General features: G+C 71.9%; 22 protein-coding genes, 1 tRNA gene and 1 pseudogene. 11 read left to right on the plus strand and 13 right to left on the minus strand.

Annotated elements, in window-relative coordinates:
* Positions 1–61: 61 nt before the first annotated feature.
* From ACFPM7_RS18755 to ACFPM7_RS18765, 3 genes are read right to left on the minus strand one after another with little or no spacing between them, the layout of a single operon-like run.
* Positions 62–1,045 carry an NAD-dependent epimerase/dehydratase family protein gene (locus ACFPM7_RS18755; RefSeq protein ID WP_378248935.1) on the minus strand — a complete coding sequence of 328 codons (984 nt, stop codon included), beginning with the start codon at positions 1,043–1,045 and terminating at the stop codon, positions 62–64.
* A 4-nt stretch (positions 1,046–1,049) separates the two neighbouring features.
* Entirely contained in the window at positions 1,050–2,396 is a 1,347-nt protein-coding gene (locus tag ACFPM7_RS18760; protein ID WP_378248936.1) for a nucleotide sugar dehydrogenase, read from the minus strand.
* Positions 2,397–2,439: 43 nt separating this feature from the next.
* Entirely contained in the window at positions 2,440–3,621 is a 1,182-nt protein-coding gene (locus ACFPM7_RS18765) for an acyl-CoA dehydrogenase family protein (RefSeq protein WP_378248937.1), read from the minus strand.
* 254 nt (positions 3,622–3,875) lie between these two features.
* On the opposite strand from ACFPM7_RS18765, the gene ACFPM7_RS18770 reads away from it, so the two are divergent.
* A complete protein-coding gene (locus ACFPM7_RS18770) occupies positions 3,876–5,099 on the plus strand; it encodes a cytochrome P450 family protein (RefSeq protein WP_378248938.1) in 1,224 nt (407 codons plus the stop codon).
* Positions 5,100–5,144: 45 nt separating this feature from the next.
* Here ACFPM7_RS18770 and ACFPM7_RS18775 read toward each other — a convergent pair whose 3' ends face one another.
* Positions 5,145–5,801, minus strand: a complete 657-nt coding sequence (locus tag ACFPM7_RS18775) for a ribonuclease FAU-1 family protein (protein WP_378248939.1) — start codon at positions 5,799–5,801, stop codon at positions 5,145–5,147.
* Between the two features lie 32 nt (positions 5,802–5,833).
* Positions 5,834–6,496, minus strand: coding sequence for a maleylpyruvate isomerase family mycothiol-dependent enzyme (locus ACFPM7_RS18780; protein WP_378248940.1), 663 nt, complete (start codon positions 6,494–6,496; stop codon positions 5,834–5,836).
* A gap of 226 nt (positions 6,497–6,722) precedes the next feature.
* Between ACFPM7_RS18780 and ACFPM7_RS18785 the strand changes: the two genes are divergently transcribed.
* Genes ACFPM7_RS18785 through ACFPM7_RS18795 form a run of 3 tightly spaced genes read left to right on the plus strand, consistent with a single transcriptional unit; the run spans position 6,723 to position 8,162 of the window.
* The gene (locus tag ACFPM7_RS18785; protein ID WP_378248941.1) at positions 6,723–7,205 is read left to right on the plus strand and encodes an SgcJ/EcaC family oxidoreductase; all 483 of its coding nucleotides are present in this window, start codon (positions 6,723–6,725) and stop codon (positions 7,203–7,205) included.
* Positions 7,202–7,684, plus strand: coding sequence for an SgcJ/EcaC family oxidoreductase (locus ACFPM7_RS18790; RefSeq protein WP_378248942.1), 483 nt, complete (start codon positions 7,202–7,204; stop codon positions 7,682–7,684). Before ACFPM7_RS18785 ends, ACFPM7_RS18790 begins: the two co-directional genes overlap by 4 nt.
* Before the next feature lie 25 nt (positions 7,685–7,709).
* Entirely contained in the window at positions 7,710–8,162 is a 453-nt protein-coding gene (locus tag ACFPM7_RS18795) for an SgcJ/EcaC family oxidoreductase (protein WP_378248943.1), read from the plus strand.
* 157 nt (positions 8,163–8,319) lie between these two features.
* Here ACFPM7_RS18795 and ACFPM7_RS18800 read toward each other — a convergent pair whose 3' ends face one another.
* The 7 genes from ACFPM7_RS18800 to ACFPM7_RS18830 all read right to left on the minus strand — a co-directional run bounded on the left by ACFPM7_RS18800 (position 8,320) and on the right by ACFPM7_RS18830 (position 15,188).
* Positions 8,320–8,715, minus strand: coding sequence for a DMT family transporter (locus ACFPM7_RS18800; RefSeq protein WP_378248944.1), 396 nt, complete (start codon positions 8,713–8,715; stop codon positions 8,320–8,322).
* Positions 8,708–9,028, minus strand: a complete 321-nt coding sequence (locus ACFPM7_RS18805) for a DMT family transporter (protein ID WP_378248945.1) — start codon at positions 9,026–9,028, stop codon at positions 8,708–8,710. Before ACFPM7_RS18805 ends, ACFPM7_RS18800 begins: the two co-directional genes overlap by 8 nt.
* An 82-nt stretch (positions 9,029–9,110) precedes the next feature.
* Positions 9,111–10,496, minus strand: coding sequence for a pyridoxal phosphate-dependent decarboxylase family protein (locus ACFPM7_RS18810; RefSeq protein ID WP_378248946.1), 1,386 nt, complete (start codon positions 10,494–10,496; stop codon positions 9,111–9,113).
* Complete coding sequence (locus tag ACFPM7_RS18815; RefSeq protein ID WP_378248947.1) at positions 10,496–12,301, minus strand: hypothetical protein; 1,806 nt, start codon at positions 12,299–12,301, stop codon at positions 10,496–10,498. Before ACFPM7_RS18815 ends, ACFPM7_RS18810 begins: the two co-directional genes overlap by 1 nt.
* A gap of 664 nt (positions 12,302–12,965) precedes the next feature.
* Entirely contained in the window at positions 12,966–13,334 is a 369-nt protein-coding gene (locus ACFPM7_RS18820; RefSeq protein WP_378248948.1) for a hypothetical protein, read from the minus strand.
* A 634-nt stretch (positions 13,335–13,968) separates the two neighbouring features.
* Positions 13,969–14,041, minus strand: a tRNA-Arg gene (locus ACFPM7_RS18825).
* A 103-nt stretch (positions 14,042–14,144) separates the two neighbouring features.
* Positions 14,145–15,188 (minus strand): LacI family DNA-binding transcriptional regulator, encoded by a 1,044-nt coding sequence (locus tag ACFPM7_RS18830; RefSeq protein WP_378248949.1) that lies wholly within the window; start codon positions 15,186–15,188, stop codon positions 14,145–14,147.
* Positions 15,189–15,253: 65 nt separating this feature from the next.
* On the opposite strand from ACFPM7_RS18830, the gene ACFPM7_RS18835 reads away from it, so the two are divergent.
* The 6 genes from ACFPM7_RS18835 (at position 15,254) to ettA (ending at position 21,588) form a co-directional block, all read left to right on the plus strand.
* Positions 15,254–16,417 (plus strand): MFS transporter, encoded by a 1,164-nt coding sequence (locus ACFPM7_RS18835; RefSeq protein WP_378248950.1) that lies wholly within the window; start codon positions 15,254–15,256, stop codon positions 16,415–16,417.
* Between the two features lie 44 nt (positions 16,418–16,461).
* Positions 16,462–18,447 carry a bifunctional copper resistance protein CopD/cytochrome c oxidase assembly protein gene (locus ACFPM7_RS18840; protein ID WP_378248951.1) on the plus strand — a complete coding sequence of 662 codons (1,986 nt, stop codon included), beginning with the start codon at positions 16,462–16,464 and terminating at the stop codon, positions 18,445–18,447.
* Positions 18,448–18,549: 102 nt separating this feature from the next.
* A complete protein-coding gene (locus tag ACFPM7_RS18845) occupies positions 18,550–18,687 on the plus strand; it encodes a hypothetical protein (RefSeq protein WP_378248952.1) in 138 nt (45 codons plus the stop codon).
* A 15-nt stretch (positions 18,688–18,702) separates the two neighbouring features.
* Positions 18,703–18,906: a single-stranded DNA-binding protein gene (locus tag ACFPM7_RS18850; RefSeq protein WP_378248953.1), complete on the plus strand. Its 204-nt coding sequence runs from the start codon at positions 18,703–18,705 to the stop codon at positions 18,904–18,906.
* A 73-nt stretch (positions 18,907–18,979) separates the two neighbouring features.
* On the plus strand, positions 18,980–19,237 hold the full coding sequence (locus ACFPM7_RS18855) for a DUF7218 family protein (protein ID WP_378248954.1): 258 nt from the start codon (positions 18,980–18,982) through the stop codon (positions 19,235–19,237).
* Positions 19,238–19,911: 674 nt separating this feature from the next.
* Complete coding sequence (gene ettA, locus ACFPM7_RS18860) at positions 19,912–21,588, plus strand: energy-dependent translational throttle protein EttA (RefSeq protein ID WP_378248955.1); 1,677 nt, start codon at positions 19,912–19,914, stop codon at positions 21,586–21,588.
* A gap of 807 nt (positions 21,589–22,395) precedes the next feature.
* On the opposite strand, the gene ACFPM7_RS18865 is transcribed toward ettA, so the two are convergent.
* Positions 22,396–22,692: a hypothetical protein gene (locus ACFPM7_RS18865; RefSeq protein ID WP_378248956.1), complete on the minus strand. Its 297-nt coding sequence runs from the start codon at positions 22,690–22,692 to the stop codon at positions 22,396–22,398.
* A 1,344-nt stretch (positions 22,693–24,036) separates the two neighbouring features.
* Between ACFPM7_RS18865 and ACFPM7_RS18870 the strand changes: the two are divergent.
* A pseudogene (locus ACFPM7_RS18870) lies at positions 24,037–25,199 on the plus strand (hypothetical protein); the annotation flags it as partial.

Raw genomic sequence — 25,199 nt, forward strand, 5'->3', positions numbered from 1 at the left:
GGTGTGCCTTCTCTCGTGTGTTTCCGAATCGACGGGCTGTGGTGGGCTCGGCAGCTCGGGGTCAGGCGGCCGCGCCGCTGTCGGCCTGGTCGAGCCACCACGGCGCGGTGCGCGCCCACTCGATGGTGCGGCTCAGGCCCTCGGTCAGGGTGGTCGGGCACGACCAGCCGAGGACCTTCCTGGCCTTGGTGTTGTCCGGCACGCGCCGGGCCAGGTCCTGGTAGGTGCGCCCGAGAGCGGTCGCGGTGTCCACCTTGCTCGCGGGGCCGGTGCCGGTCAGCGAGCCGATCAGCGCGACCACCTCGGAGACGGTCGTCTCGGTCATGCTGCCGACGTTGAACGCCTCGCCGATGCCCTTGTCGCTGCGGGCGGCGCGGACGGTGCCGTCCACGGCGTCCTCGACGTAGGTGAAGCACCGGGTCTGGCCGCCGTCGTCGTAGACGACCGTGGGCAGCCCGTTGAGCGCCCGGTGGATGGAGCGGCTCACCACGAACGCGGGCCGCTGGCGGGGACCGTAGACGTTGAAGTACCGGACGATGGTCGCCGCGGTGCCGTGCTGGCGGCCGTAGGCGAACACCAGGTGCTCGGTGAGCGCCTTGCTGGTCGAGTACGTCCAGCGGTCGGCGGCCGTCGACCCGAGGACCCGGTCGTCGTCCTCCTTCCACGGCACGTTCGGGTTCTTCCCGAACACCTCGCTGGTGCTGGTGACCAGCACCCTCGCCCCGGTCGCGGTGGCCGCGTCCAGGACGTTGCGGGTGCCGACCATCGCGGTGTCGATGACCTCCAGCGGCGCGGAGAGGTACCGGTCGACGCCGACGACGGCGGCCAGGTGGTAGATCGTGTCGACGCCCTGGCACGCCTGGAGCAGCGTGTCGCGGTCGGTGATGTCGCCCTGCACGAAGCGGGCGTGCTCGCCGACCACCCCGAGGTGCTTGGCGGGCGGGAACGCGTCGACGACGGTGACGTCCTCGCCGTCGTCCAAGAGGCGCTTGACCAGGTGGCTGCCCACGAAGCCGCAGCCGCCGGTGACCAGAGACCGTCCCATCGCCCTACCGTCCGATTCCGCGGTAGATGTAGCCCAGATCGCGCAGTGCCTGCACCTTTGCGGCCGGGTAGTGCGCCCGGCCGTCGAGCAGCAGGCACTTCGGCGCGACCTCCAGCTCGCTGAAGTCGATCTCCTTGAACTCGTCGTGCAGCGCCAGCACCGCGATGCAGTCGACGTCGCGGACGGCGTCCTCCAGCGACGCGGTCAGCTCGCCGCCGAAGATGCGCTCGGCCTCGGCCACGTCGACCAGCGGGTCGTGCAGGCGCACGGTCGCGCCCGCGGCCCGCAGCTCGGCGACGGCGCCGGCGACCGGGGTGAACCGCAGGTCACCGGTGTTGTTCTTGAACGCCAGGCCGAGCACGGCCACGGTCACGTCCTCGGCGTCCTTGCCCAGGCCCGCGAGCTCGTCCAGCGCCAGGCGCGCGGTGTAGGCGGGCATGGCGGCGTTGACCTCGCGGCCGGTGGGCGCGGTGCGGATGTCCACGCCGCGGTCCTTGGCCGAGCGCCACACCATCCACGGGTCCTTGGTCAGGCAGGACCCGCCGACGCCCACGCTGGGCGTCAGGATGTTGATGTTGCCGTTGCCCTTGGGGATGGAGTTCGCCGCGTGGATGACCTCCAGCACGTCGGCCTCGTAGAGGGCGCAGAACTTCGCCAGCTCGTTGGCCATGGCGATGTTCAGGTCGATCCACCAGTTGTCGGCCAGCTTGACGATCTCGGCGGCCTCCAGCGACTGCAGCGGGATCGTCGGCACCTTCAGCGCCCCGCCCCAGAACGCGGCCGCGGCCTCGGCGGAGGCGGCCGTCAGCCCGCCGACGGCGATCGGGAACGAGCTCAGCTCGCGGATCGCGGTGCCCTCGGCCAGCCGCTCCGGGGTGAACGCCAGCCCGAAGTCCACCCCCGCGGTGTGCCCGCTGCGCTCCAGCAGGGGGCGCACCAGCTCGCGGGTGGTGCCCGGCGGAACCGTGCTCTTGAGGACGAACAGCTGCCCGGGGCGCACGTGCTCGGCGAGCGTCGTGCACGCCGCGGTCAGCTGGCGGCTGTCGAGCGAGCCGTCGGCCTGCACCGGGGTGCCGACCGCGATCACCACGACGTCGGCCTCGCGCACCCGGGAGTAGTCGGTCGTGGGCGTGAGCCTGCCCGTCTCCACCCCCGTGCGCAGCAGCGGCGCGAGCCCGTTCTCGTGGAACCGGCACTCACCGCGGTTCAGCTCGTCGACCAGGTCGGTGTTGGTGTCGACACCGACCACGTCGAGCCCGTTGCCCGCCAGCGCGCCCGCGAGGCAGGCGCCGACGTACCCGAGTCCGACCACCGCGACCGTGGCGTCGCGGCCGTCAGGTAAGAAACGCATTTCCGAGCTCCTTCACGTCAGGCCTACCGGGTGCCGGATCGGGTCAGAGGTAGTGCGTGTTGGGCTCCAGACCGCACAGGATTCGCCCGTAGAGCTCGAAGTTCGTGTTCGGGTGCATCACGCCGTGCAGGTTGATCGCCTGGATGTCGCGCTCGATGCGCTGGATCGGCACGTGGTTGTAGATCGAGGACCCGCCGCTGGCGGTGTTGAGCACGTCCACGGCCTCCTTGGCGCGCACGCAGGTGGCGCCCATGTCCAGGCGCACCCGCGCCCGCTCCTCCAGCGTCCACTCCTCGCCCGCGTTCGCCTTGCGGTCGACCAGGCCCGCCGCCCGCAGCGCGTGGAAGCCCGCCTCATCGATGCGGGTCTGCGCCTCGGCCACCTGCAGGTGGGTGATCGGCGCGTGCGCCTGCTCGGCGTAGTCGGTGTAGCTGATCTTGCGGCCGGGCAGGCGCTCGAAGAACGCGTCCTTGGCCGCCTGCGCCAGCCCGTAGGCCACCGCCGAGACGGTGGAGCAGGCCGTCGGCAGCAGCGGCGCGGTGTAGATGGGGGAGTTGCGGTTGGCCTCCGAGGAGTACTTCTGCTGCAGCACCGGACCCATGTGCAGCACGCGGGCCTCGGGCACGAAGACGTCGGTGGCGACGGTGCTGACGCTGCCGGAGCCGCGCAGGCCCGCGGTGTGCCAGTCGTCCACGATCTGCAGGTCCGACAGCGGGATCGCGGTCATGACCGGCATCGGACCGTGCTCGGGGTGCAGCAGGATGACGGCGTTGGTGTTCCAGTGGCTGTGCTTGGCCCCGGAGTTGAACACCCACTTGCCGTTGACGACGATGCCCCCGTCGACCGGCACGGCCGTTGCGGTCGGGCTGAGGATGCCGCACACCCGCACGTCGGGGGTCGAGAAGATCTCGTCCTGGACCTCGTCCGGGAACAGCCCGGCGATCCAGGTGCTGATCGTCCACACCGCCGCCGTCCAGGAGGTGGACCCGTCACCGCGCGCCAGCTCGGTCAGCACCGCGGAGGTGGTGGTCAGATCGGACTCGAACCCGCCGTAGCGCTGGGGAATGCGCATCTTGAAGAACTCGATGTCCGCCAGCGCCTGCACCGACTCGTCGGCGAGGTTGCGGGACTCCTCGCTCTTCTCGGCGGTGTCCTTCAGCAACGGCACGACCTCTGCGGCGCGTCGGATCAGCTCTTCCCGCGAGGGGACGCTGTTGGTGGTCACGGTTCCTCCTTGACGGCTGCACGCCGAGTCCATGCTTCCCTTGCGAACCACGGTGACACCGCGCCGCACCCCGGCTCATCTCAGATCATGCGCAGGCGACACACGCCGCGATGACCGCAGAGGAGCGGAAAGCCCTGGCACCGGCGACGACGCACAGGAGGAGAAGCACAGCGGGAGAAGCACTCGGGGAGATGCGCCGTCCACCTGGGCCGGACGACGATGGCGGGCGGGCACGACACCAGGAGGGTCGATCGGTGACCGACGTAGATCTGCACAGCCCCGCCTTCATGGCCAACCCGTTCCCCGGCTACGCCGCGCTGCGCCGGGAATCCCCGGTCCACCACGTCGCGGGCCCGATGGGCTTGGGGATGTGGCTGATCACCCGCCACGACGACGCCCGCGCCGTGCTCACCGACCCCAGGTTCTCCAAGAACGTCCGCCTGGCCCCCGACTGGCTCAAGGTCATGGGCGGCGGCCAAGGCGACGAGGGCCTGCTCGGCGCGAACATGCTCAACATGGACCCGCCCGACCACACCCGCGTCCGCGGCCTGGTCGTCAAAGCCTTCTCCCGCCGCCGCATGGAGGCGCTGCGCCCCCGCGTGCAGCAGATCACCGACTCCCTGCTGGACGAGGTGGCGCAGGCCGACTCCTTCGACCTCATCCCCACCCTCGCCGTCCCGCTGCCGATCATCGTGATCTGCGAGCTGCTGGGCATCCCGGTCTCCGACCGCACGGACTTCCGCCGCTGGACGCAGATGGTGCTGACCCCGCCGCTGAGCCCCGAGGCCATCGCCATCCGCAAGGACGGCAACCGGGCGATGGAGGACTACCTCACCGCCCTGCTCGCCGAGCGCCGCGCGCGGGTCAACGCGGGCGTCGACGCCGACGCGCAGCCGGACATGCTCGACGCGCTGCTGGTCGCCTCGGCCGAGGAGGGCGTGCTCGCGGTGCGGGAGCTGATCGGCACGGTCAAGCTGCTGCTGGTCGCGGGCCAGAACGCCGGGAACCTGGTCGGCAACGGCATGCTCGCGCTGCTCACCCACCCCGACCAGCTGGAGGCGCTGCGCGACGACCCGGCGCTGCTGCCCGGCGCGATCGAGGAGCTGCTGCGCTACGACGGGCCCATCGAGCGGGCGCTTCCGCGCTTCACCACCGAGGACGTCGAGGTCGGCGGGGTGAGGATCCCCGCGGGCAGCGCCGTGGCCGTGGTCCTGTCCTCGGCCAGCCACGACACCGGCGCCGAGCACCCCGAGCGGCTGGACATCACCCGCGAGGAGAGCGCGCACCTGGCCTTCGGCGGCGGCATCCACTACTGCCTCGGCGCGCCGCTGGCCCGCATCGAGGGGCAGATCGCGATCGGCACCGTGCTGCGCCGCTTCCCGGCCATCAAGATCGCCGCCGACGCCGCCGAGCTGAAGTGGACCGGCCGCGGCCTGAACTTCATCCGCGGGCTGGTCTCGCTCCCCGTCGCGGTCTGAGCAGCAAGAACGCCCGCGGTCGACCGCGGGCGTTCTGTTGTGCCGTCAGGCCGCCAGCGAGCGGGGCGCGGGCCGGTCCAGCCACAGGCGCTCGTCGCGGGGCAGGCGGGGGACCGGGCCCACCGACGACGGGGGCGTGCGCCAGACGCCGTCGAACGGGAACGCCCCGGCCTCGATCCTGGTGACGAGGGCGTCCCCGGCCGCGCGGATGCGCCGCGCCGTGCGCTCGTCCCAGTAGCCCCACGGGCCGTAGGAGGCCCGGAACTCCTCCTCGTCCTTCCACTCCCACGCCAGGTCGGGCCGCACGACGAGGTCGAGCACGTGGTCCACCGTGTCCAGGCCCGCCGACCCCGGCCCGCGCCAGCGCACGCTGGGGGCCTCCAGGTTGGCGTACCAGTGGGTGAAGCGGCCGTCGCGGTAGAACCACCACACCGAGTGGTCGGCCTCGGGCGGCACCAGGATGAGCACGTCGGTGTCGACCCACTGCGTGGTGCGCACCGGCGCGTCGGCGATCACCGGCAGCGGCGCTTCCCGGAGCCTGGTGCCGTCGGCGTGCCAGCGGCAGGCGAAGTCCGAGCCGCGCGGCACCCAGAGCAGCAGGTGCGAGTCGTCGTCGGAGACGACGCGCGCGGCTTGGGCCATGGTCACGTAGCCGCCGCGGAAGTAGCGGCGGACGACTGTCTCACCTGGACTGAATCGCATCGGTCGATCATTGTCCTGGCGAGCGCGGCGGCTCAACTCCCGCCGTGTCCAGTGGGGACGCGCAGCGCCTTGGCCGCCAGCTCCAGGCCGGGGCCCCGCAGCCGCTCTATGGCGGCCGGGCGCTGGGTGAGCAGCAGCAGGAACGCCTCGGCCGGGCCGGTGACCTCCAGGCCCTCCCCGACCGCCCAGTCGGCGTCGGTGGCCACGCACCGCACGCCGCGCAGCCGCCTGCGCGGGTTCCACGGCACCTTCAGCGCCCAGGCGCCCTCCAGGCCCACCACGGCCGCCTCCGGCGGGATGTCGGCGGGCCTGCCCAGCGGCAGGGTGATGTCCATGGTGTGGGTGAGCACGTCCATCATCGTCGTGCCGACCCCGGTGCCGGGAGCGGGCGGCACCTTCCGCGACGCCGCGTACTGGCGCATCTGGGCCACGATCTCCCCGGTCGGGAGGCCGGCGTGGCGGATAGCGGACTCGCGAATCATCCGGTCGAAGCTGCACCCGTAGCGGAAGAACTCCACCGCCCAGCGCACCGCGGGGGCCTGCGGCGGCAGCGTGACGTGCGCGGCGACGTCGCGCACGCGCCAACCGCCGCACAGCGACGGGTTCTCCCACTCCGCCGGGGAGAGGTCCTCCAGCAGGTCGGCCAGGCGCAGCCTGCCGTCCTCGACGCCCTTCCAGGCCGTGTCCCGGTCCATGCCAGCTCCTCCGCCGAAGATGATCGCCCACGGGGGAAGGTACCGCGCACGCGCGTGATCCCGGTATCCCGGAGTGCTTACCCGGCAGGGATTCCGGTCCCCGATTGCCGCACTGGGCCGCTTCGCACACGAGGAGTGGCGGGCGCCGGCGGCGGGATTGGACCATCAAGGTCATCCCGTGGCACGCGCATGCCCCGGCGTTTGTCGAAGAAGTAAGGAGACAACCATGTCCGTTGACACATCGGCGGCCCAGGCCGACGAAGCTCAGGCGCGGCTGGCTGCCTACTACGGCGTCTTCACCAGCGAGAAGGAGAAGGACGTCCTCAGCGTCCCGCTCCGGCTCGTCGCCGCGTGGGCCAAGAACGACGCCGACGGCGTGGCCGCGGTGTTCACCGAGGACGCCAGCATGCTCCTGCCCGGTGATGTCTACAAGCGCGGGCGCGACGAGATCCGCTCCTTCATGGCCGCCGCCTACGCGGGCCCCTTCAAGGGCACCGGTGTCACCGGCACCCCCGTGGACGTGCGGTTCGTCGGCGACGACGTCGCCCTGCTGCGCACCCACGGCGGCATCCTCGCCCCCGGCGAGACCACGATCGCCCCGGAGCTGGCGGTGCGCTCGACCTGGGTGTGCGTCAAGCGCGAGGGCACCTGGTGGCTGGCCGGCTACCAGAACAGCCCGCGTGGCGAGGGCGCCACGCTGCGCTGGTGATCCCGGTGACCATCGCCGAGACACCCGACGCCGCGGCGGTGCTCGCCGAGGTGGGCATCACCGAGGACACCGAGTTCGTCGGCCCCTACACCGACGACTGGGAGCGGGCGGTCCTGACCGTCCCGCAGCGGATCATGGGCGCGTGGGCCCGCAACGACGCGGACCTCTTCGCCGACACGTTCACCGACAACGGTTCGCTGCTGCTCAACGACAACCAGATGACCAGCCGCGAGCAGATCCGCGCCTACATGGCGGCCGGGTACTCCGGCCCGCTCAAGGGCGCCAAGGTCCACGGCTGGCCGGTGCAGGTCACCCGGCTCAGCGAGCGGGCGGCCATGGTCATCACCCAGGGCGGGATCATGTTCCCCGGCGAGGAACGCATCGCCGACCGCAACGAGATCCGCGCGACGTGGGTGATCGTGGCCGAGGAAGGCCGCTGGAAGCTGCTGTCCCACCAGAGCAGCCCTATCAAGGGCTAGCCGTTCTTTTCTCGAGGAGAGAAGCATGACCAACAAGGCGGCCAACCTGGTCGATCAGGCCAAGCAGTGGGCCGGTTACTACGGTGATTTCTCCAACGGCCCCGAGGGCGCCGTCCTGACCGTCCCGCTGCGGGTGCGCGCCGCGTGGGACGCCAACGACGCTGAGGCGTTCGCCTCCATCTTCGCCGCGAACGGCAGCATGCTGGCAGGCGACGAGCAGCTCAACGGCCCCGACGCCATCAAGGCCTACATGGAGAAGGCGTTCGCCGCCTACTACCAGGGCACCAAGCTCGACGAGCGCCCGGTCGAGATCCGCTTCCTGACCGAGGACGTCGCCTTCGCCGTCACCGAGGGCGGCGTCATCGGCAAGGACGACACCGAGGTGCCCGAGGCCGAGCGCACCCGCTCGACCTGGGTGGTCGCCCGCCAGGACGGCGACTGGCGCCTTGTCTCCCGCCAGACCAGCCCCATCGGGTAAGCACGTCCCCGCACACGGCCCCGCGACGCCACGGCGTCGCGGGGCCGTGCGCTGTCTGTCCGTGCGCTGTCTGTCGCCGCGCCATCTGTCCCTGTGCGAGCGGGCACGAAGAAACCGCCGGTGGCATGGTGCCACCGGCGGTTTCCGCGCGAGCGGGTCAGGCCTTCTTGGCCGCTTCCCGCGCGCTGGTGAACTTGAGCCCGATGACGCCGCCCACGATCAGCAGGAAGCACAGGGCCTTGAGCAGGGTCAGCGACTCGCCGAAGATCAGCGCGCCGAAGGTGACGGTGCCGATCGCGCCGATGCCCGTCCAGACGGCGTAGGCCAGACCGATGTCCAGCACGCGCAGCGCCTGGCCGAGGAAGTAGACGCCCGCGACGGCGCCCGCCACGGTCACCACCGACCACCAGAAGTGGGTGAAGCCGTCGGAGCCGTTGGTGCCGAGGGCGAACACGATCTCGAACGCCGAGGCGATCAGCAGGTGGGTCCACGCGCGCGAGGTCGGGGCCGCGGTGGGCTCCTGGGACTCGACGCGCTCCAGGGTCTCAGACATTGGCGGCCACCCTCAGTCCGATGACGCCCAGGATGATGGCGGCGAAGCAGGCCGCCTTGGCCGGGCTCAGCCGCTCCTTGAAGAACAGCACGCCCGCGATCACGGTGCCGATGGTGCCCAGGCCCGTCCAGATCGTGTAGCCGACGCCGACGTCGAGCACCCGCAGCGCGAGGCTGAGGAAGTAGACGCCGATGACGGCGGAGCCGATGGCGAACACCGACCACCACAGTCGGGTGAACCCCTTGGCGGCGTTGGTGCCCAGGACGAAGCCGATCTCGAAGACCACGGCTATCGCCAGGTAGAGCCAGTGCATGGTGCCCCCCGGTCTGCTGGGTGGGTGGTGCGCGCGGCTCCATGGTCGGACGCGCGCTCGGTCGTGGCATCTCCCAAAGTGCTCAAGCCGCCGCCCGGCCGACGGCGCCCAGCGCCCGCCGGATGGTGGCCACGGCCTCGTCCACGTGCTCGCGGTGCGTCCGGTGGTTGATGACGCACAGCCGCAGCGTGAACTCGCCGTCGATCTGCGTGCTGGTGATGGTGGTCCGCCCGGAGGCGTTGACCTCGGCCAGCAGCGCCCGGTTGACCTCCTCGCCGCCGGGGGCGCGGAAGACGTGCACGGTCAGGTCCGGCTCGGGCGCCCACAGCCCGAGCGCCACCAGCTCGCCGTGCAGCGCCGAGGAGAGGTCCAGCTTCTCGTCCAAAGCGGACACGAAAGCGTCGGTGCCGTGCAGGTGCAGCGGCAGCCACAGCCGCAGGCCCCGGTACTCGCGGCTGAGTTCGGCGCCCATGTCGGCGAAGTTGGGCAGCGACGCTTCCAGGTCCAGGTCCTGCAGGTAGTCCGCGTCGGCGGTGTGGGCGCGCAGCAGCGGACGCACGTCGGCGACCAGCAGCACACCGGTGGTGTACGGCAGGAACAGCGACTTGTGCGCGTCGAAGGTGATGGAGTCGGCGCGCTCCATGCCGCGCATCCTCGCCCTGCCGCGCTCGGTCAGCCAGAACCCGCCGCCGTACGCGGCGTCGACGTGGAACCACAGGTCCTCGGCCGCGGCGAGGTCGGCCAACTCGTCCAGCGGGTCGACCGCGCCGGTGTTGGTGGTGCCCGCGGTGCCCACCACCAGGAACGGGCGCAGGCCGGCGGCCCGGTCGGCCGCCACCATCGCCGCGAGCGCGGCCGGGTCCATGCGCCGCCTCGCCGTGGTCGGCACCACCCGCACCGCGCGCGCGGGCAGCCCCGCGATCCGGGCCGCCTTGGCGACGCTGTGGTGGGTCTGGGCGGTCAGGTACAGCGTGCCCGAGGTGAAGTCCTCGCCCAGCAGCTCCTCGCGGGCGGTGACGATCGCCGCCAGCAGCCCGGTCGACGTGCCGGTGGTGAGCACGCCGCCGCTGGTGCGCGCGGGTAGGCCGAAGCGCTCGCACAGCCAGCGCAGCACCCCGTGCTCCATGGCCACCAGGTCGGTGGCCATGGAGCCGGAGCCGCTGTAGCGGTTGGCGGTGCGGGAGAGCACCTCGGCCACCGCCGAGGACACCACACCGCCGCCCGGGAAGTAGGCGAAGCACCCCGGCCCGGCGGTGTCGGTCGCCGTCGCCGCCGCCCGGCGGTACAGCCCGACCAGCTCGCCGAAGTCGCCGGGTTGCGCGGGCGGCGGGGCCAGCAGCAGCTCCCGCGCGGGCGACTCCGCCGGGACCTGGGGCCCGGCCAGGGAATCGACGAACCCGGTGACGTAGTCGGTGGCGACCGCCATCATGGCGGCGATCTCCTCGGCCGACGGCTCCAGCGGGTGCATCAGGCCGCGTCCTCGCGGGCGGCCGGGTGCTGGGTGTCCAGCGGCGGCAGCGGGTAGGCGTAGCGGCGGCCGGGGAACATGACCGGGCGGCGCCAGTCCGAGGGGTCCAGCGGGACCAGCGAGTGCCGGTGCCTGCGGGTGGCGTCGATGGCCGCGGCCCGCAGCGAGGGGTCCTTGCCCGCGCTCTTGGAGATCAGCTCGATGCGCTCGCTGCCGAAGTTGATCGGCGCGGCCTGGCTGAACTCCTGGGCGCTGACCTCCAGCCAGGCCTCGGTGTCCTCCTTGATGCCGTCGGCCAGCGTGCGGATCGCGGCGGCCTGCTCGACCCCGGCGTCGCGGTCCTGCCAGTAGTGCAGCACCCGGCGGGCGTGGCCGACCATGCCGGTGATGGCGCCGCCGCTGGTCATGAAGTGGCCGTTGCCGAAGGAGTCGCCCGCGATCACGCCGTTGGGCCGCACCAGCGCGTCCTCGCCGGTGCGCTCCAGCACGCTGAACAGCTTGGGGCCGTAGGTGGTCATCACCCCGCGCAGCGCGTCCCGGGAGATCCCCAGGATGTGCCCGGCTTCCTCCAGGAAGAACTCGCGCAGCAGGTGCTGGTAGGCCGCGTAGTACTCCGGGGTGTTGACCTCCTGGTCGGCGGGCACGAGCCCGTCGGCGATCGGGTCGAAGGTCTTGAAGTCCGGCACCTGCACCAGCACCCAGCCCACGGCCGGGTCGTCCTCGTGCCCGACGGCGATCTGGCGCACCCAGTACTCCTCGCCCTCGGCGTCGAAGGCCGAGGCGATGCGCCTGCGCAGGCGGCCGTCGACCAGCACGTCGATCAGGCCGGCGAGGTAGTCGGCCTGCGCCACGACGGGACCGCGCCCGTCCTGGTGGTCGACCTGCACGTCGTGCTGGGTGAACCCGAGGGCGCGGGCGTCGGCGCTGTCGAAGCCCTGGGCGATGGAGAACACCTCGGGCACACCCAGCTCGACCGGCTCGGTGCCCGGGGCGCGCACGCGGCGGAACTTGCCGCCGAAGTCCAGCTCGCGAATCTGCTCGATGGTGACCGCGGTGCGCCCGTCGGGCTGCTCGGTGAACCCGCCGTCGACCAGCACCCGGTGGGAGGTGAACAGCCGCACCCGGGGCTCCGGGCACTCCACGGCCAGATCCATCTCCTCGATGGCCTCCAGGTACCGGCGCAGCAGGATGAGCACGTCCGCCGCGCGCGCCTGCAGCACCGACGGCCCGTTGAGGGTGTCGAGCGTGCTGATCTCCAGCCGGGTCTCGTCCGGCTGGGTCGGCGGCACCGGCGGGTCGAGCACGGAGACGACCCGGTTGGGCTTGCCGTCCTTCCACCGGTCGTCGATGAACTCGGTGTGCAGCACCAGACCCGCGATCCGGGCGTCGGCGTTCATCGACGCGAGGAACCCGGTCAGCAGGTCGTCGGCCGCGACCGGTCCCGCGGGCCACCCGGGGTGGTACAGCGCCTCCGCCAGCGACAGCAGCCTGCCGTCGCCGCGCTTGGGCACGCCCTCCTCGCCATAGCGCTCCAGCATCATCCGGTCGATGACGCCGAGGTGGTGGTACAGCTCCTCGCGGATGTTCCAGTGCACCCCGAGTGACGGGCAACTGCGGATGTCCACCCCGACCGCCCGCTTGCCCATCGCGACGGTCCACAGCATTCCCAGCATGTTGGTGCCGCCGAGGCCGATCCCGAGGAAGTCGGCGTCGCGGGCGCCGGTGGTGTCGTCGGCGGGGATGCAGGGGGCGGCGGACCCGTCGAGGGAACCCGCCGCTGGCTGGCGGGGGTCGGTCTGGCTCATCGCGGCCTCCAGGTCGGGGTCGCGGGCGCGGGGCTTCGGACGGGCCGTGCCGCGCGTGTCACGCGGATGTCCCCCGTGCCCGCCCAAAGCGGACAGCTTCCCCACCCAGCCTGCCCCCCGACCGCACAGCGGTCCTCTCGGAGCGTGCTCTGCTTGCCGCGCGGTCTGTTGAGGATAGTGGCGCGCGCGTCGGAATCTTCTCGCGGATTGCCTCTCTTCCCCTCGACGACCGTGTGTCCTCAAGGGACTCAGCCTTCCCCCGCCGTGCAACGCGCTACTCCATCCGGGCGTCGACCTTTCCGACCCCGCAAGCCGCAGCGGCGCGGCTCGTCACCGGGAAGGATCTGGCCATGCGACTGCCGCCGCCGACCACGGGTCCCACACCGGACGACGAGACCATCTCGCCTGATGACGCTGAGTGAGTGCCACGGCGGCGAGGTGCAGCATGCAGGTGGAGGTCGGCCACCATCGGGTGCGCGCGGGTCCAGCGGCACACCGGAGGGGGCACGCTGGTCGTTGACGCGGACAGGACAAGGCATCCCCAACTCCTGGGGAAGACGGCGATGGCCGCCAGCGGGCCCCGTACGGGATTCGACTGGCGGCCATCGCTTCTGACAGGGGGCGTTTCGGCTGTTGATAGGCGCAGCAGCCGGGGCGCCCCCGCCTATCCGGCGACCGCGGCCAAGGCGCGCCGCTGCCGGACGACCAGCACGAACTCCGTCACCACCAGCAGCACCAGGGTGCTGCACACTTCCGGCATGGCCTGCGGTGCCAGCTGGTTGATGAACCAGAGCAGCAGCGCGATGGCGGGGACCGCCGTGGCAGCCGCCAGGCCAGGCCGACGCGAGGGTGCGGTGGTGATGGCTTCGGCGCGACGCAGCCACCTCAGGCGGGTCGACCGGGGGTCCGGCGACACCGGCGCGAGGTAGTGCGTCTCGCCCAGGACGAGCAGTTCGTCGAGCGAAACCGTCGGCCCGTCGGTCCCACGCGTACGGGACGGTCCGCCGTGGGCGTCGTCATCTGGCGTGCCCAACGGAGTTGCTTGTACTGTCATCGAGTTCGTGCCTTCTGTTCCGTTGATGTGGTCGGGGGCGCGGACGCCGGTGCGGTTCCTCGGTGGAGCGAGGGGCCGCACCCTTAGTTGGACGCCGCTGGTGCCGATGATGCTGACATGGTCGAGTCCAATAGACCAACTCGCCCCTTGGTTATGACGCCGAGTGGACGTCGCCGCGCGCTAAGCGGCGGTAGCCGCGTATTCCCGGCTATGCGGGGCAGAAGTCAGCTGAACTGCCGATCGACGTCTCTACCAGGGTAGACGTTGGGAATCATCACTCGATCGTGTGGGCAACCCTTTGCGCTCGAACCACGTCCTGATTGGTGCTCGTTTCGCGTGCATGTGCATCTGCACTGCCGTCGTCACTCTAATGCAGTAATCGCCGCGCGGGTTGAGGAGTTGGCGTCGGAAATCGGTATCCCAATGAGTGATGAATCGGCTAACGCGCAATCCGGCTGGCCCTATGACCGGTAATCAACGCGCCGTCGCCCGTCGCGTGAAGACACCGTTCTTCTCGGTGAGATCAACACGGAGAAGCCCCTGGCACGTGGTGCTGCCAGGGGCTTCGTCCGCCGTTCTGTTCCCCGTCGCTGGGGATGTGGGTCGTTCTCGGTGCCCCCGGCAGGACTCGAACCTGCGGCCAAGAGCTTAGAAGGCTCCTGCTCTATCCGCTGAGCTACAGGGGCGTGGGACGACTGCCCCGGCAGAGCAGAGTAGTCGTCTCAGTGGGTGTGATCGCCAGAGGAGGCCAGTCTGTTTCGCGGTCGAACCGGTTGGGTGACGGAACCGTCATCTCGGGCCGGTCGACGCACGTTCCACGAGCGTGGTCGGCAGCGTGCGCGCGGGGCCGGGTCTGGCCCCGTCGAGCAGTGATATCGCCAGCTCAGCGGCTATGCGGCCCTTGGCGGTGAGGTCTTGCCTGACGGTCGTCAGCGGCGGGTCGGCCCACTGCGCGGCCTGCGTGTCGTCGTACCCGACCAGGGAGACGTCGCCGGGGACGCTGAGTCCCAGGTCGTGCGCCGCGCGTAACGCCCCCAGCGCCAGTTCGTCGGACATGCACACCAGTGCCGTCGGGCGGGGTACCCGGGTGAGCAGCCATCGCGCCCCCTCTCGGCCGTGGTCGCGCAGGCACCCGGGGGTTTCCCAGATCGGCGGGTCGTCAAGCACGGACAGGTAGCCCGCCATGCGTTCGCGTGTCACCCGGTAGCGGGAGGACGAGATCCGCGCGGCCGACACCGGCCCGCTGCGGTCGTCGGGGGAGAGGGCGAAGGCCAGCACGCCCACCTCCCGGTGTCCCAGCGCCACGACGTGCGAGGCGGCCAAGGCGGCTCCCGCGCGGTCGGCCACGTCCACCATCGCCGACCCGGGCAGCGCCGGCTGGTCGACGACCACCAGCGGCACCCCCCGGCGCCGGACCTCGGCCAGCGCGGCGGCGTCGTCGGGTAGCGAGTACGCCACCGCCACGTCCATGTGCGCCCGCCCGACGCTCTCTCGGCGCGGCCCGCCCTCGACACCGGGCATGAGCAGCATCGACCGCTCGACGTCGAGGGTGTCGGCGAGGCTGTCGAGCACGATCGACAGCGCCGGATCGGAGAAGGCCGCGGAGAGTCGGTGACCGAGCATCACGGCCACCGCGCCACCCGAGCGCTTGGCCAGGCTGCGCGCGACCGGGTCGGGGCCCGCGTAGCCCAGGGCTGCGGCGGTGCTGATGATCCGCTCCCGCAGCGAGGCCGACAGCTGGTCGGGCCGGTTGTACGCGTTCGACACGGTCGCCCTGGAGACCCCCACCTCGCGGGCCACCGTGTCGAGGGTCGGTCGACGCTCCCGTGCCACGGCCGCAGCCTAGCCGGTCGGCGAAATCACGCGACGGTCTGAAGCGCTTCAGATATGCTGGGCCCGTGGTCGCTGTCCTGGTTTTCTTCGCACTGAATGGCGTGGTCTTCGGCTCGTGGGCCTCCCGGGTGCCCGCGCTGGCCGAGCAGATCGGCGCCGCCGAGGGCGCGCTCGGTCTCGCCCTGCTCGGCGCGAGCGTCGGCATGATCGCCGCCGCCCTGATCACCGGCGGGCTCGCCGCCGCGTACGGCGCGCGGCTGGTCCTGGGCGTCTCGACGCTGGCCAGCGCCGCCGCCGTGCCGCTGCTCGGCCTCGCCCCGTCGCCGCTGGCCCTCGGGCTGGCGCTGGTCGCGCTCGGCGCCTGCGTCGGCGCGTTCGACGTGGCGATGAACATCGCGGCGGTCACCGTCATCCGCTCGACCGGCCGCCCGCTGATGCCGGTCTTCCACGCCGCCTTCAGCTTCGGCGGCCTGATCGGCGCGGCAGGCGCGGCGCTCGCCGTCACCACCGGGCTCAGGCCGTTCGGCCACCTCGCGATCGTCGGCGTCGTCGTGGCGCTCGTGCTGCTCGTCTTCGCCCGCCAGGTCCCCAACGAGGCCCGGCCGGTCGCCGAGGAGGTCGAGGTCAGGGGGCCCGCGCCGGTCCGCAGGCCTGTCCTGTGGCTGCTCGCGGGCGTGGCGCTGTTCTCCGCGGTCGCCGAGGGCGCCAGCGCCGACTGGTCTGCGCTGTTCGCCGCCGACTACCGCGGCATGGGGGAGGCCACGGCCGCCTTCGTCTACGGCGCGTTCTCCATCGCCATGGCGATCACCCGGCTGTTCGGCGAGTGGGCGCAGCGCCGGGTCGGCGGGCACCGGCTGCTCGTCTTCGGCGCGCTGCTCGGCGGCGGCGGGCTGGTCCTGACCGCGGCGACCCCGGTCACCTGGGTCACCTTCCTCGGGTTCGGCCTGGCGGGCGTCGGCTTGGCCTACATGTTCCCCATCGCCCTCGACCTCGCCGCCGCCTCCGGCAGGCGGGCCGACGGCACCGGCGGCGAGCGCGAGCTGAGCTTCGTCACCGCCATCGCCTACAGCGGTTTCCTCGCGGGCCCGCCCTTGATCGGCGGCATCGCGCACCTGTCCGACCTGGCCGTCGCGCTCGGCGTCGCCGGGGTCATCGCCTGCGTGATCGCCCCGACGGCACTGGCCGCCCGGGCGGCGGGGCGGCGCGAGTCCGAGACCGCGGGCGTGTGAAACCGGCTCTCGGCCGGCGATCATTGGCGCACTAGGCTCACCTTGTGGACAAACCCCAGCGTGCAACCGGTGTGGCGGGCCTCGTGGCCGTCGGCGTGGCGCTGGCCGCCACCCTGGCCGCGCTCCTGGTCTCCCTCTCCGGTGACGGCCTCTACGACCTGCTCGGCCTGCCCACGCCCGACGCCTTCACCCGCCACGGCCTGACCGTCGTCCGGGTGCTCGCCGAGGTCGGCAGCGTCGTCACCATCGGGTCGCTGCTGTTCGCGGCCTTCCTGGTGCCGCCGCAGAAGTCCGGCGTTCTCGACGTCGGCGGCTACGCGGCGCTGCGCTGGGCGGGCGGCGGCGCGCTGCTGTGGTGGGTCGGCGCGCTGCTGTCGGCGCCGTTCCTGGCCGCCGACGCCGTTGGGCGGCCGGTGGCCGACGTCCTCCCGGCCGACACGCTGTTCTCCCTGATCGGCGCGCTGTCGCAGGCCCAGGCGTGGCTGCTGACCGCGGCCATCGCGCTGGTGGTGTTCATCGGCACCCGGTTCATCCTGAGCTGGGGCTGGACGGTCGCGCTCTTCGCCGTGGCGATGCTCGGGATCATGCCGGTCGCGGTGACCGGGCACTCCTCCAGCGGCGGCTCGCACGACATGGCCACCAACAGCCTGCTGCTGCACCTCATCGCGGCGGCGCTGTGGGTCGGCGGGCTCATCGCGCTGCTCGCCCACGGCAAGCGCGCGGGCGCGCACCTGGGGCTCGCGGCCGGCCGGTTCTCCACGATCGCGCTGATCGCCTGGATCGTCATGGCCGGGTCCGGGGTGATCAACGCGCTCATCCGGCTCCCGCTGGCGGACCTGTTCACCAGCACCTACGGGCTGCTCGTGGTCGCCAAGTCCGCGGCGCTGGTGGTGCTCGGCGTGTTCGGGTACTTCCAGCGCGAGCGCGGCGTCAAGGCCGTCGTCGAGCGCGGCGCGGGCGGGCCGCTGATGCGCCTGGCCGCGGGCGAGATCCTGCTGATGCTGGTCACGTTCGGCCTGGCGGCGGGCCTGGCCAGGACCCCGCCGCCGGAGTCGGCGATCGTCGTCCCCGACCGCGTCGAACTGGCGTTGGGCTTCCCGCTCACCGAACCGCCCGGCCTGGCGACGCTGCTGTTCGACTGGCGCTTCGACCTGATCTTCGGCACCCTCGCGCTGGCCATGGCCGCGTTCTACCTGTGGGGCGTGCGCAAGCTGCGCGTCCGCGGCGTGCAGTGGCCGGTCGGGCGCACCATCGCCTGGCTGGCGGGCTGCTTCGTCATCCTGTTCGCCACGTCGTCGGGCTTCGGCAAGTACTCGCCCGCCATGTTCAGCGTCCACATGCAGACGCACATGATGCTGTCGATGCTGGCACCGGTCCTGCTCGTCCTCGGCGCGCCCGCCACCCTCGCCCTGCGCGCGCTGCCGCCCGCGGGCGCGGACGGACCGCCGGGGCCGCGTGAGTGGGTGCTCTCCCTGATCCACTCGCCACTCGCCCGCGCGCTTACCAATCCGGTGGTGGCGCTGGCGCTGTTCGTCGGCTCGTTCTACGGGCTGTACCTGTCGGGCCTGTTCGAGTCCGCGCTGCCGCAGCACTGGGCGCACCTGGCCATGAACGCCCACTTCCTGCTGGTGGGCTTCATCTTCTACTGGCCGGTGATCGGCATCGACCCGTCGCCGCGCACGCTGCCGCACCTGGGCAAACTCGGCCTGGTGTTCGCGTCCATGCCCTTCCACGCGTTCTTCGGCGTGGTGCTGATGGGCATGCAGACCGTCATCGGCGAGGAGTTCTACCGCGGCCTCGCCCTGCCGTGGAACTCCGACCTGCTCGCCGACCAGCGCCTCGGCGGCGGCATCGCGTGGGCGTCGGGGGAGGTCCCGCTGCTGGTGGTCCTGATCGCCCTGCTCGTGCAGTGGGCCAGGGCCGACGACCGCGAAGCGCGCCGCACCGACCGGCGCGTCGACACCGGCGACGGCGACGACCTGGAGGCCTACAACGCCATGCTCAAGAAGCTGGCGGACCGCAAGGAGTAGTTGTCCACAGGCCCGAAACCCAAGGTGGCCGCCCGCGCCCGCGCCGGTCGAACCTGGTCATAGGAGGACGCCCGGAGGCGTCCCGCGATCAGGGAGACACGCGTGAACGAGACGATGGTGACCATGGCGGGCTGGATCGTCGGCGAGGTGACAACCCGCCGAACGGCCGAGGAAACCAGCTGGGCCCGCTTCCGCGTAGTGGTCAACGAACGCCGCTACGACTCCGACAAGTCCGAGTAGACCGACGCCCACTCGATGTTCGTCACCGTGCACTGCAGGCGTCGAGCGGGCGAGAACGCCGCCGGCGTCCTCAAACGCGGCCACCCCGTCATCGTCCACGGCCGCCTCCGCCTCTGGGGCGACCCCGAACGCCCGGACATGCAGGTCGACGCGTACAGCGTGGGCATCGACCTCGCCCGCTTCGCCGACGTCGAGCAGCCGCTGGCCGCGGCAGCCTGAGGGAGCGCCAGGACATGCGCGCGTTTGGCCCCGAGCGGCTGAGGGCACCCCTGAGCTGGAAGGGAGCCCCGACATGCCGAATCCGAGCATCAAGGACGAGAAACTCTACCGGGAGCTGCGAGACCAGGGCGACTCCAAGGAGAAGGCCGCCCGCATCGCCAACGCCGCCGCGGCCCAAGGCCGCTCAACGGTGGGCGCCCGCGGCGGCAAAGCCGGCTCCTACGACGACTGGACCGTCGAGGAACTCCGCAAGCGCGCCGCGGAACTGGACATCGAAGGCCGCTCCTCCATGGCCAAGGACGACCTCATCAAGGCGTTGCGCGACCACTGACAGCCCTGAGGGCCCGAGCCCGCCGTTCAGGGGCAGCCCTGGGTGGCCGTCCTCCCAACACCGCGGCCAACCTGACTTAGGCCGCCCGCTCCTCCGGTCACCGCGACCACGGGAGCGTCTCCGACACCGGTCGCCACAGTCTCTGCGGTCGCCACAGTCTCTGCGGTCGCCACAGTCTCTGCGGTCGCCGCAACCCCACGGCTGGCCTGCCCTGATACTCGGAGGGGTAGGCCCTGCCCTCCGGGTACCGCAGCCGGACAGGCGGCTGCCAGCTCTCTCGGGTCGCCGTGGTTGACAGACCGTTCCCCTCCGGCACCGGTCGCCACCAGCTCAGCGGCCACGGCACAGGGTCGCCGATTCGCCTTGCCCTGCGGACGTCGAGGGATGCCGCAACTAGCCCGAATGTGCAGCGGGTGCTGCTTGCCCTTCAGGTCGCCACGATGAACAGATCTCCTCCGTACCGGTCTGTAGCGGCTCGCGGAGTCCGGTCACCTGGCCTGCCCTGTTTCCAGGCGCCCAGGCGGGAGCCCAACGTCATTGAACCGGACATTCGGTGCTGTTTCGCCCATTGGGCGGCTCGGGTCCCGTCCAGGCCCATCACTCTCGCGCTTCCCGGACATCTGACCCAGGAGCCGAGGTCAGCCCGCCCGCCCCACCGCTCTACGATCGCGGTTATGGCCGAGTACATCTACACCATGCGAAAGGTGCGCAAGGCGCACGGCGACAAGGTCATCCTCGATGACGTCAGCCTGTCCTTCCTGCCCGGCGCGAAAATCGGGGTCGTCGGCCCCAACGGCGCGGGCAAGTCCAGCGTGCTCAAGATCATGGCGGGGCTCGACCAGCCGGGCAACGGCGACGCGTTCCTGGCGCCCGGGCATTCGGTGGGCATCCTGCAGCAGGAGCCGCCCCTGACCGAGGACAAGACGGTCCTCGGCAACGTCCAGGAAGCCGTCGGCGAGATCAAGCTGAAGCTCGACCGCTTCAACGAGATCGCCGAGCTCATGGCCACCGACTACAGCGACGAGCTGATGGAGGAGATGGGCAAGCTCCAAGAGGAGCTGGACCACGCCGACGCCTGGGACCTCGACTCCCAGCTGGAGCAGGCGATGGACGCCCTGCGCTGCCCGCCGCCGGACGCCGACGTCAGCAAGCTCTCCGGTGGCGAGCGCCGCCGCGTCGCGCTGTGCAAGCTGCTGCTCTCCAAGCCCGACCTGCTCCTGCTCGACGAGCCCACCAACCACCTGGACGCCGAGAGCGTGCTGTGGCTGGAGCAGCACCTGGCCCAGTACCAGGGCGCCGTCCTGGCCGTCACCCACGACCGCTACTTCCTCGACAACCTGGCCGAGTGGATCCTGGAGATCGACCGCGGCCGCCTGTACCCCTACGAGGGCAACTACTCCACCTACCTGGAGAAGAAGCGCGAGCGCCTGGAGGTCCAGGGCAAGAAGGACGCCAAGCTCGCCAGGCGCCTCAAGACCGAGCTGGAGTGGGTCCGCTCCAACGCCAAGGCCCGCCAGACCAAGTCCCGCGCCCGCCTCGACCGCTACGAGGAGATGGCCAACGAGGCCGAGCGCACCCGCAAGCTCGACTTCGAGGAGATCCAGATCCCGCCGGGCCCGCGCCTGGGCAGCGTGGTCGTGGAGGTCGAGAAGCTGAAGAAGGGCTTCGGCGACCGCGTCCTGATCGACGGCCTGTCCTTCAGCCTGCCGCGCAACGGCATCATCGGCGTCATCGGCCCCAACGGCGTCGGCAAGACCACCCTGTTCAAGACCATCGTCGGCTTGGAGAAGGCCGACGACGGCGATGTCAGGATCGGCGAGACCGTCCGCCTGTCCTACGTCGACCAGAACCGCGCGGGCATCGACCCGAAGCAGACCGTCTTCGAGGTTGTTTCCGGCGGCCTGGACTACATCGAGGTCGGCCAGGTCGAGATGCCCTCGCGCGCCTACGTCAGCGCCTTCGGCTTCAAGGGCCCCGACCAGCAGAAGCCCGCGGGCGTCCTCTCCGGCGGCGAGCGCAACCGCCTCAACCTCGCCCTGACCCTCAAGCTCGGCGGCAACCTGATCCTGCTGGACGAGCCCACCAACGACCTGGACGTGGAAACCCTCGGCTCCCTGGAGAACGCCCTGGAGCAGTTCCCCGGCTGCGCCGTGGTCATCTCCCACGACCGCTGGTTCCTCGACCGCGTCGCCACCCACATCCTGGCGTGGGAGGGCACCGAGGAGAACCCGGCCAACTGGTTCTGGTTCGAGGGCAACTTCGAGGGCTACGAGAAGAACAAGATCGACCGAATGGGCGCCGAAGCCGCCCGCCCCCACCGCGTCACCTACCGCAAACTCACCCGTGACTAGCCCAGCAGTCCCATGACTGCCCGGACGGACCCCCCAGCAGCGGGCGGCGAGCCCCACCTGACAGCCGCCGCCCGCCTCCGCTGGAGCGCGCCCGAACTCTCCGTCCACCTAGCCACTCAGGCCCTGGCCGCCCTAGCCCCCACCCCCCACCCGCAACTCCCGGAGCCTTTCCCTCCGGCGCTCTCAACCCCGCTCCCAGGTTCAGATGATCAGGGCAGCTCGGCTTCGGGCTTCTCGCCTTCAGCCTCTGGCGAGCAGGCCACCCCGGCCTCAGCGCTCCCGGGCCAGCTCTCCCAGACCTCCGTCCCCCAGACCCCACTCCCTCGCTCTCCCGCACCTCAAGCCCCAAGCGCTCAACCTCCCCCGCGCCACCCACACTCCTCTTCCTTACAACCTTCCGCTCCACCTCACCCGACCACACCCGAACATCCGCCCCCACTCCACTCCACCCACGAAGACACCCCCGCCTCCCCGATCCCCACACCCTCGGTCCCCCCTCTCGGACAAGCCGCCACCTCCCTTTCGCCCACCTTTCCCGGCGAAGCCGCTCCGGTCGTTCCCCGAGCCGCCCCCGGCCAGAAAGTCCCGGATCACTCGGCTTCCTCAGGCCACGAAGCCCATGCAGGCATCTCCAGGGCCGCCATCCGCTCCCGCGCCCAAGCCCTCCTGGCCGCAGGCCTGACTACCCTCGGTCGCCCCGCCGAAGCCGTCGCCCCCGCCATCGCCGCCCTCCGCTCAGCCACCGCCGCGGGCCGAGTCGACGAAGCGGTCTCCCTCCGCACCACCCTGGCCACCTGCGCCCGAGCCCTAGGCGACCCCCTGACCGGCGCCGACATCCTCCACCCGGCCCTCTCCGGCCCCACCACCGCCGACCTGTCCCCCTGGATCGCCGCCCGCGCCAGCACCGAACTGGCCGCCTGCCTGATCCCCGTCGCCAGCCGAGACGACATCGAAGACGCCTTCGCCCAGGCCCATCGCCTCCTCACCACCGAAACCTCCCTCCCCGCCCCCCACCTCCACCTGGAACACGCCACCATCCACGCCCACGAGGCCGCCTACCACCACCGCCACGGCGACACCGAAGCCACCGCCGACGCGGCCCACCACGGTCTCGCCCTACTCCACTTCCTGTCTCCGCCCCCACACCCTCCCACCGCTCCACCCTTCCCGAGCCAGCCGGAGTTCGTCCCGGGCTCCGCCGACGCCGCTCAGCACATCCCGGATCCGTTACCGCGTTTCCCGGCCCCCCACAACGCCGCTTCGCACTTCTCAAGCCCGCCGCCGCACTCACCCAGCCCTTCCCGGCTCCGCTCAGCCTCGTCCACCGCAGCCCCCCTGGACACCTCCGCCTGCCACGCCTCCCTCATCTACGAACTCACCCTCGCCCTCTTGGACGACGGCGTCCTGGACGAGGCACTGACCGCTTCCACCCCCCTCCTGAACACCCCCCTTCGCGCCGCCGCAGCCCCGCACGCAGGACGCCTCCGGCTAGCCGTCGCGACCCGCATCCACTTACCCGCAGGCCGCACCGACCTGGCCCGCACCCTGCTCCTGGACACCATCGACAGCGCCCTCCGCCACTCCCTGGACCCCCTCCTGGCCGACGCCTGGGCTTTCCTGGCCCACACCGAGGAATACCTCCGCCCCACCGAAGCGCTCGCCGCCCTCCGCTCAGCCCGAGCCGCCGAGCACCGTCACAACCAGATCGCCATCCAAGCCCGCCAAGCCCTGGCCGCCACGTTCGCCCCCACCCGCGACCCCGACCGCTCCACCGCCCTCCTCCGCGCCCTCACCCGGCCTTCAACCCCCGCCGTCCCCCTCCCCGCTCAGTCCCGCCGCACCACCCCGACGACCGCACCCGAACCCTCCGCCGCCGCTCCACCTCCCCCCTCCCCAGCCGGCCCGGCTGAAGCGCCGCTTGCCACCGGTTCCCCCGTGGCACCTGCCCCGTCCGACTCCGCTGAAGCGCCGCTGGCCGAACCGCATACCGCCAGTTCCCCAGCTGCACCAGTTCCGCCCCGCCCCATCACAGCTCCAGCGACCGACCCCTTCGCCGCTTCCCCCACGCCACCGAGAACTGCGAACCACCCCCCACCCGCAGCACACTCCCCAGGCCGCCCCGCCCCGCCCGACGGCCCCACGAGATCCCCCGACACCTCCGAGCCCCCGTCCCGGCCGGACACCCCCGCCGCACGCCTCTTCACCACCCGAGCCCACCCGACCGGCACCTACCAGGCCGCTTCCGAGCCGCCCACCCCCAGCGTCAGGGTGGGTGGGGCCCACGGCGGTATCGTCGGTGACCGCCCCGTCACGATCGGCCCGGACGCGAGTGCGGACGAGCTGACCGGTTCAGGTGACGAGTCTGTCGACCGATGGGGTGATGGGGCTTCCCGTGCGCTGGGGGGCTCCGGTTCCGCGGACCTGGTTTCCGGAGAGGAGTCGTCGCGGGTGGGCCGGCATGAGGTGGGGGAGTTGCCCGGGGACGGGCGGGCGGCCGATGCCGCGTTCACGGTGATCCTGGTCAGGGTCGAGTCGAACGGCAACCCGGCCGCGGTCGACCCCGCCGAGCCCGCGCTCCCCGTCGGCGACGACGCCCTGATCACCGCGCTCGCCTCCCGCGTCCGCCACCTCGCCCCCACCGGCACCGACCTGGTCCGCTCCGACCGGGGCGAGTTCGCCGTCCTGCTGCCCCGCACGCCGACGGTCATCGCTGAGCAGTTCGCCGGGATCATCCGCAAGCAGGCCACCCGCGGCACGGCCCTGTCCGACGTAGGCGGCCGCCCGATGACGGTCCGCACCGCCGTCGCCAACCACCCGCGCACCGGCGTCCCCCGCACCCTCGACTCGCTCCTCGACGTAGCCCGAGCCCGCCTCCGCGGCGAGTCGCCCGCCACCGCGCCCGCCAGCCAGACGCCCACCCCCGCCGCCGACCGCACAGGGCCCCTCCCGGGCGGTGAGCCGCACCCCTCCGACGGACGTGCCCCCCTGCACTCCGGCCCCCCGCACGCCGGCTCCGCCCTCGGCGAGACGCCCGCCGGCGAGGCGGTCCTCCCTTCCGGCATCGGTGCGACCGCCCCCTCCGCCGGCCCGGCCCCCACTGACTCCGATAGCACCGTCCCGGACCGCGCCGCAGGAGACCGCATCGTCCCGACCGGCGCCGTTGAGTACCGCATCGTCGCGGACGGCACCGCTCGGGCCAGCGCCATCCCGGCCGGCACCGTTCAGGACAGTGCAGTCCCCGACGACTCCGCCCCCGACGCCACCCCCGACGCCACCCCCGACGACTCTGCCCCCGACGCCGCCCCCGACGACGCCGCCTCTCGCCGCGGCAAGGCCTCCACCCCGCGCGCCCCCGAGCCCCACCGCCCCTCCCGCCGCGAAAGACGCGCCACCGAGATCACCCCCGCCGACGCCAACGAGGTCCTCAGCCGCTTCGGCATCCGCGCCGCGGGCGGCCGCCGCCGCCGCGCCCGCGACGACGACCTCGACCTCTACCTCTCGGTGGGCCCCGCCATCCCCGCCCAGCCCCCCACACCGGACTCCCCGCCGCCCCCCGACGAGATCCCCCCCATCCCGCCGGGCCCCGACCAGCCCCCCGCCGACCCGGCCAC

This window comes from Actinokineospora guangxiensis (assembly GCF_042657845.1).
Taxonomy (GTDB): Bacteria; Actinomycetota; Actinomycetes; order Mycobacteriales; family Pseudonocardiaceae; genus Actinokineospora; species Actinokineospora guangxiensis.

Bases quoted from the DNA above. Each gene is read 5' to 3' on its own strand.
- ACFPM7_RS18755 (WP_378248935.1), bottom strand. From the start codon at position 1,045: ATGGGACGGTCTCTGGTCACCGGCGGCTGCGGCTTCGTGGGCAGCCAC.
- ACFPM7_RS18760 (WP_378248936.1), bottom strand. From the start codon at position 2,396: ATGCGTTTCTTACCTGACGGCCGCGACGCCACGGTCGCGGTGGTCGGA.
- ACFPM7_RS18775 (WP_378248939.1), bottom strand. From the start codon at position 5,801: ATGCGATTCAGTCCAGGTGAGACAGTCGTCCGCCGCTACTTCCGCGGC.
- ACFPM7_RS18780 (WP_378248940.1), bottom strand. From the start codon at position 6,496: ATGGACCGGGACACGGCCTGGAAGGGCGTCGAGGACGGCAGGCTGCGC.
- ACFPM7_RS18785 (WP_378248941.1), top strand. From the start codon at position 6,723: ATGTCCGTTGACACATCGGCGGCCCAGGCCGACGAAGCTCAGGCGCGG.
- ACFPM7_RS18795 (WP_378248943.1), top strand. From the start codon at position 7,710: ATGACCAACAAGGCGGCCAACCTGGTCGATCAGGCCAAGCAGTGGGCC.
- ACFPM7_RS18800 (WP_378248944.1), bottom strand. From the start codon at position 8,715: ATGTCTGAGACCCTGGAGCGCGTCGAGTCCCAGGAGCCCACCGCGGCC.
- ACFPM7_RS18805 (WP_378248945.1), bottom strand. From the start codon at position 9,028: ATGCACTGGCTCTACCTGGCGATAGCCGTGGTCTTCGAGATCGGCTTC.
- ACFPM7_RS18810 (WP_378248946.1), bottom strand. From the start codon at position 10,496: ATGCACCCGCTGGAGCCGTCGGCCGAGGAGATCGCCGCCATGATGGCG.
- ACFPM7_RS18815 (WP_378248947.1), bottom strand. From the start codon at position 12,301: ATGAGCCAGACCGACCCCCGCCAGCCAGCGGCGGGTTCCCTCGACGGG.
- ACFPM7_RS18850 (WP_378248953.1), top strand. From the start codon at position 18,703: ATGTTCGTCACCGTGCACTGCAGGCGTCGAGCGGGCGAGAACGCCGCC.
- ACFPM7_RS18855 (WP_378248954.1), top strand. From the start codon at position 18,980: ATGCCGAATCCGAGCATCAAGGACGAGAAACTCTACCGGGAGCTGCGA.
- ettA (WP_378248955.1), top strand. From the start codon at position 19,912: ATGGCCGAGTACATCTACACCATGCGAAAGGTGCGCAAGGCGCACGGC.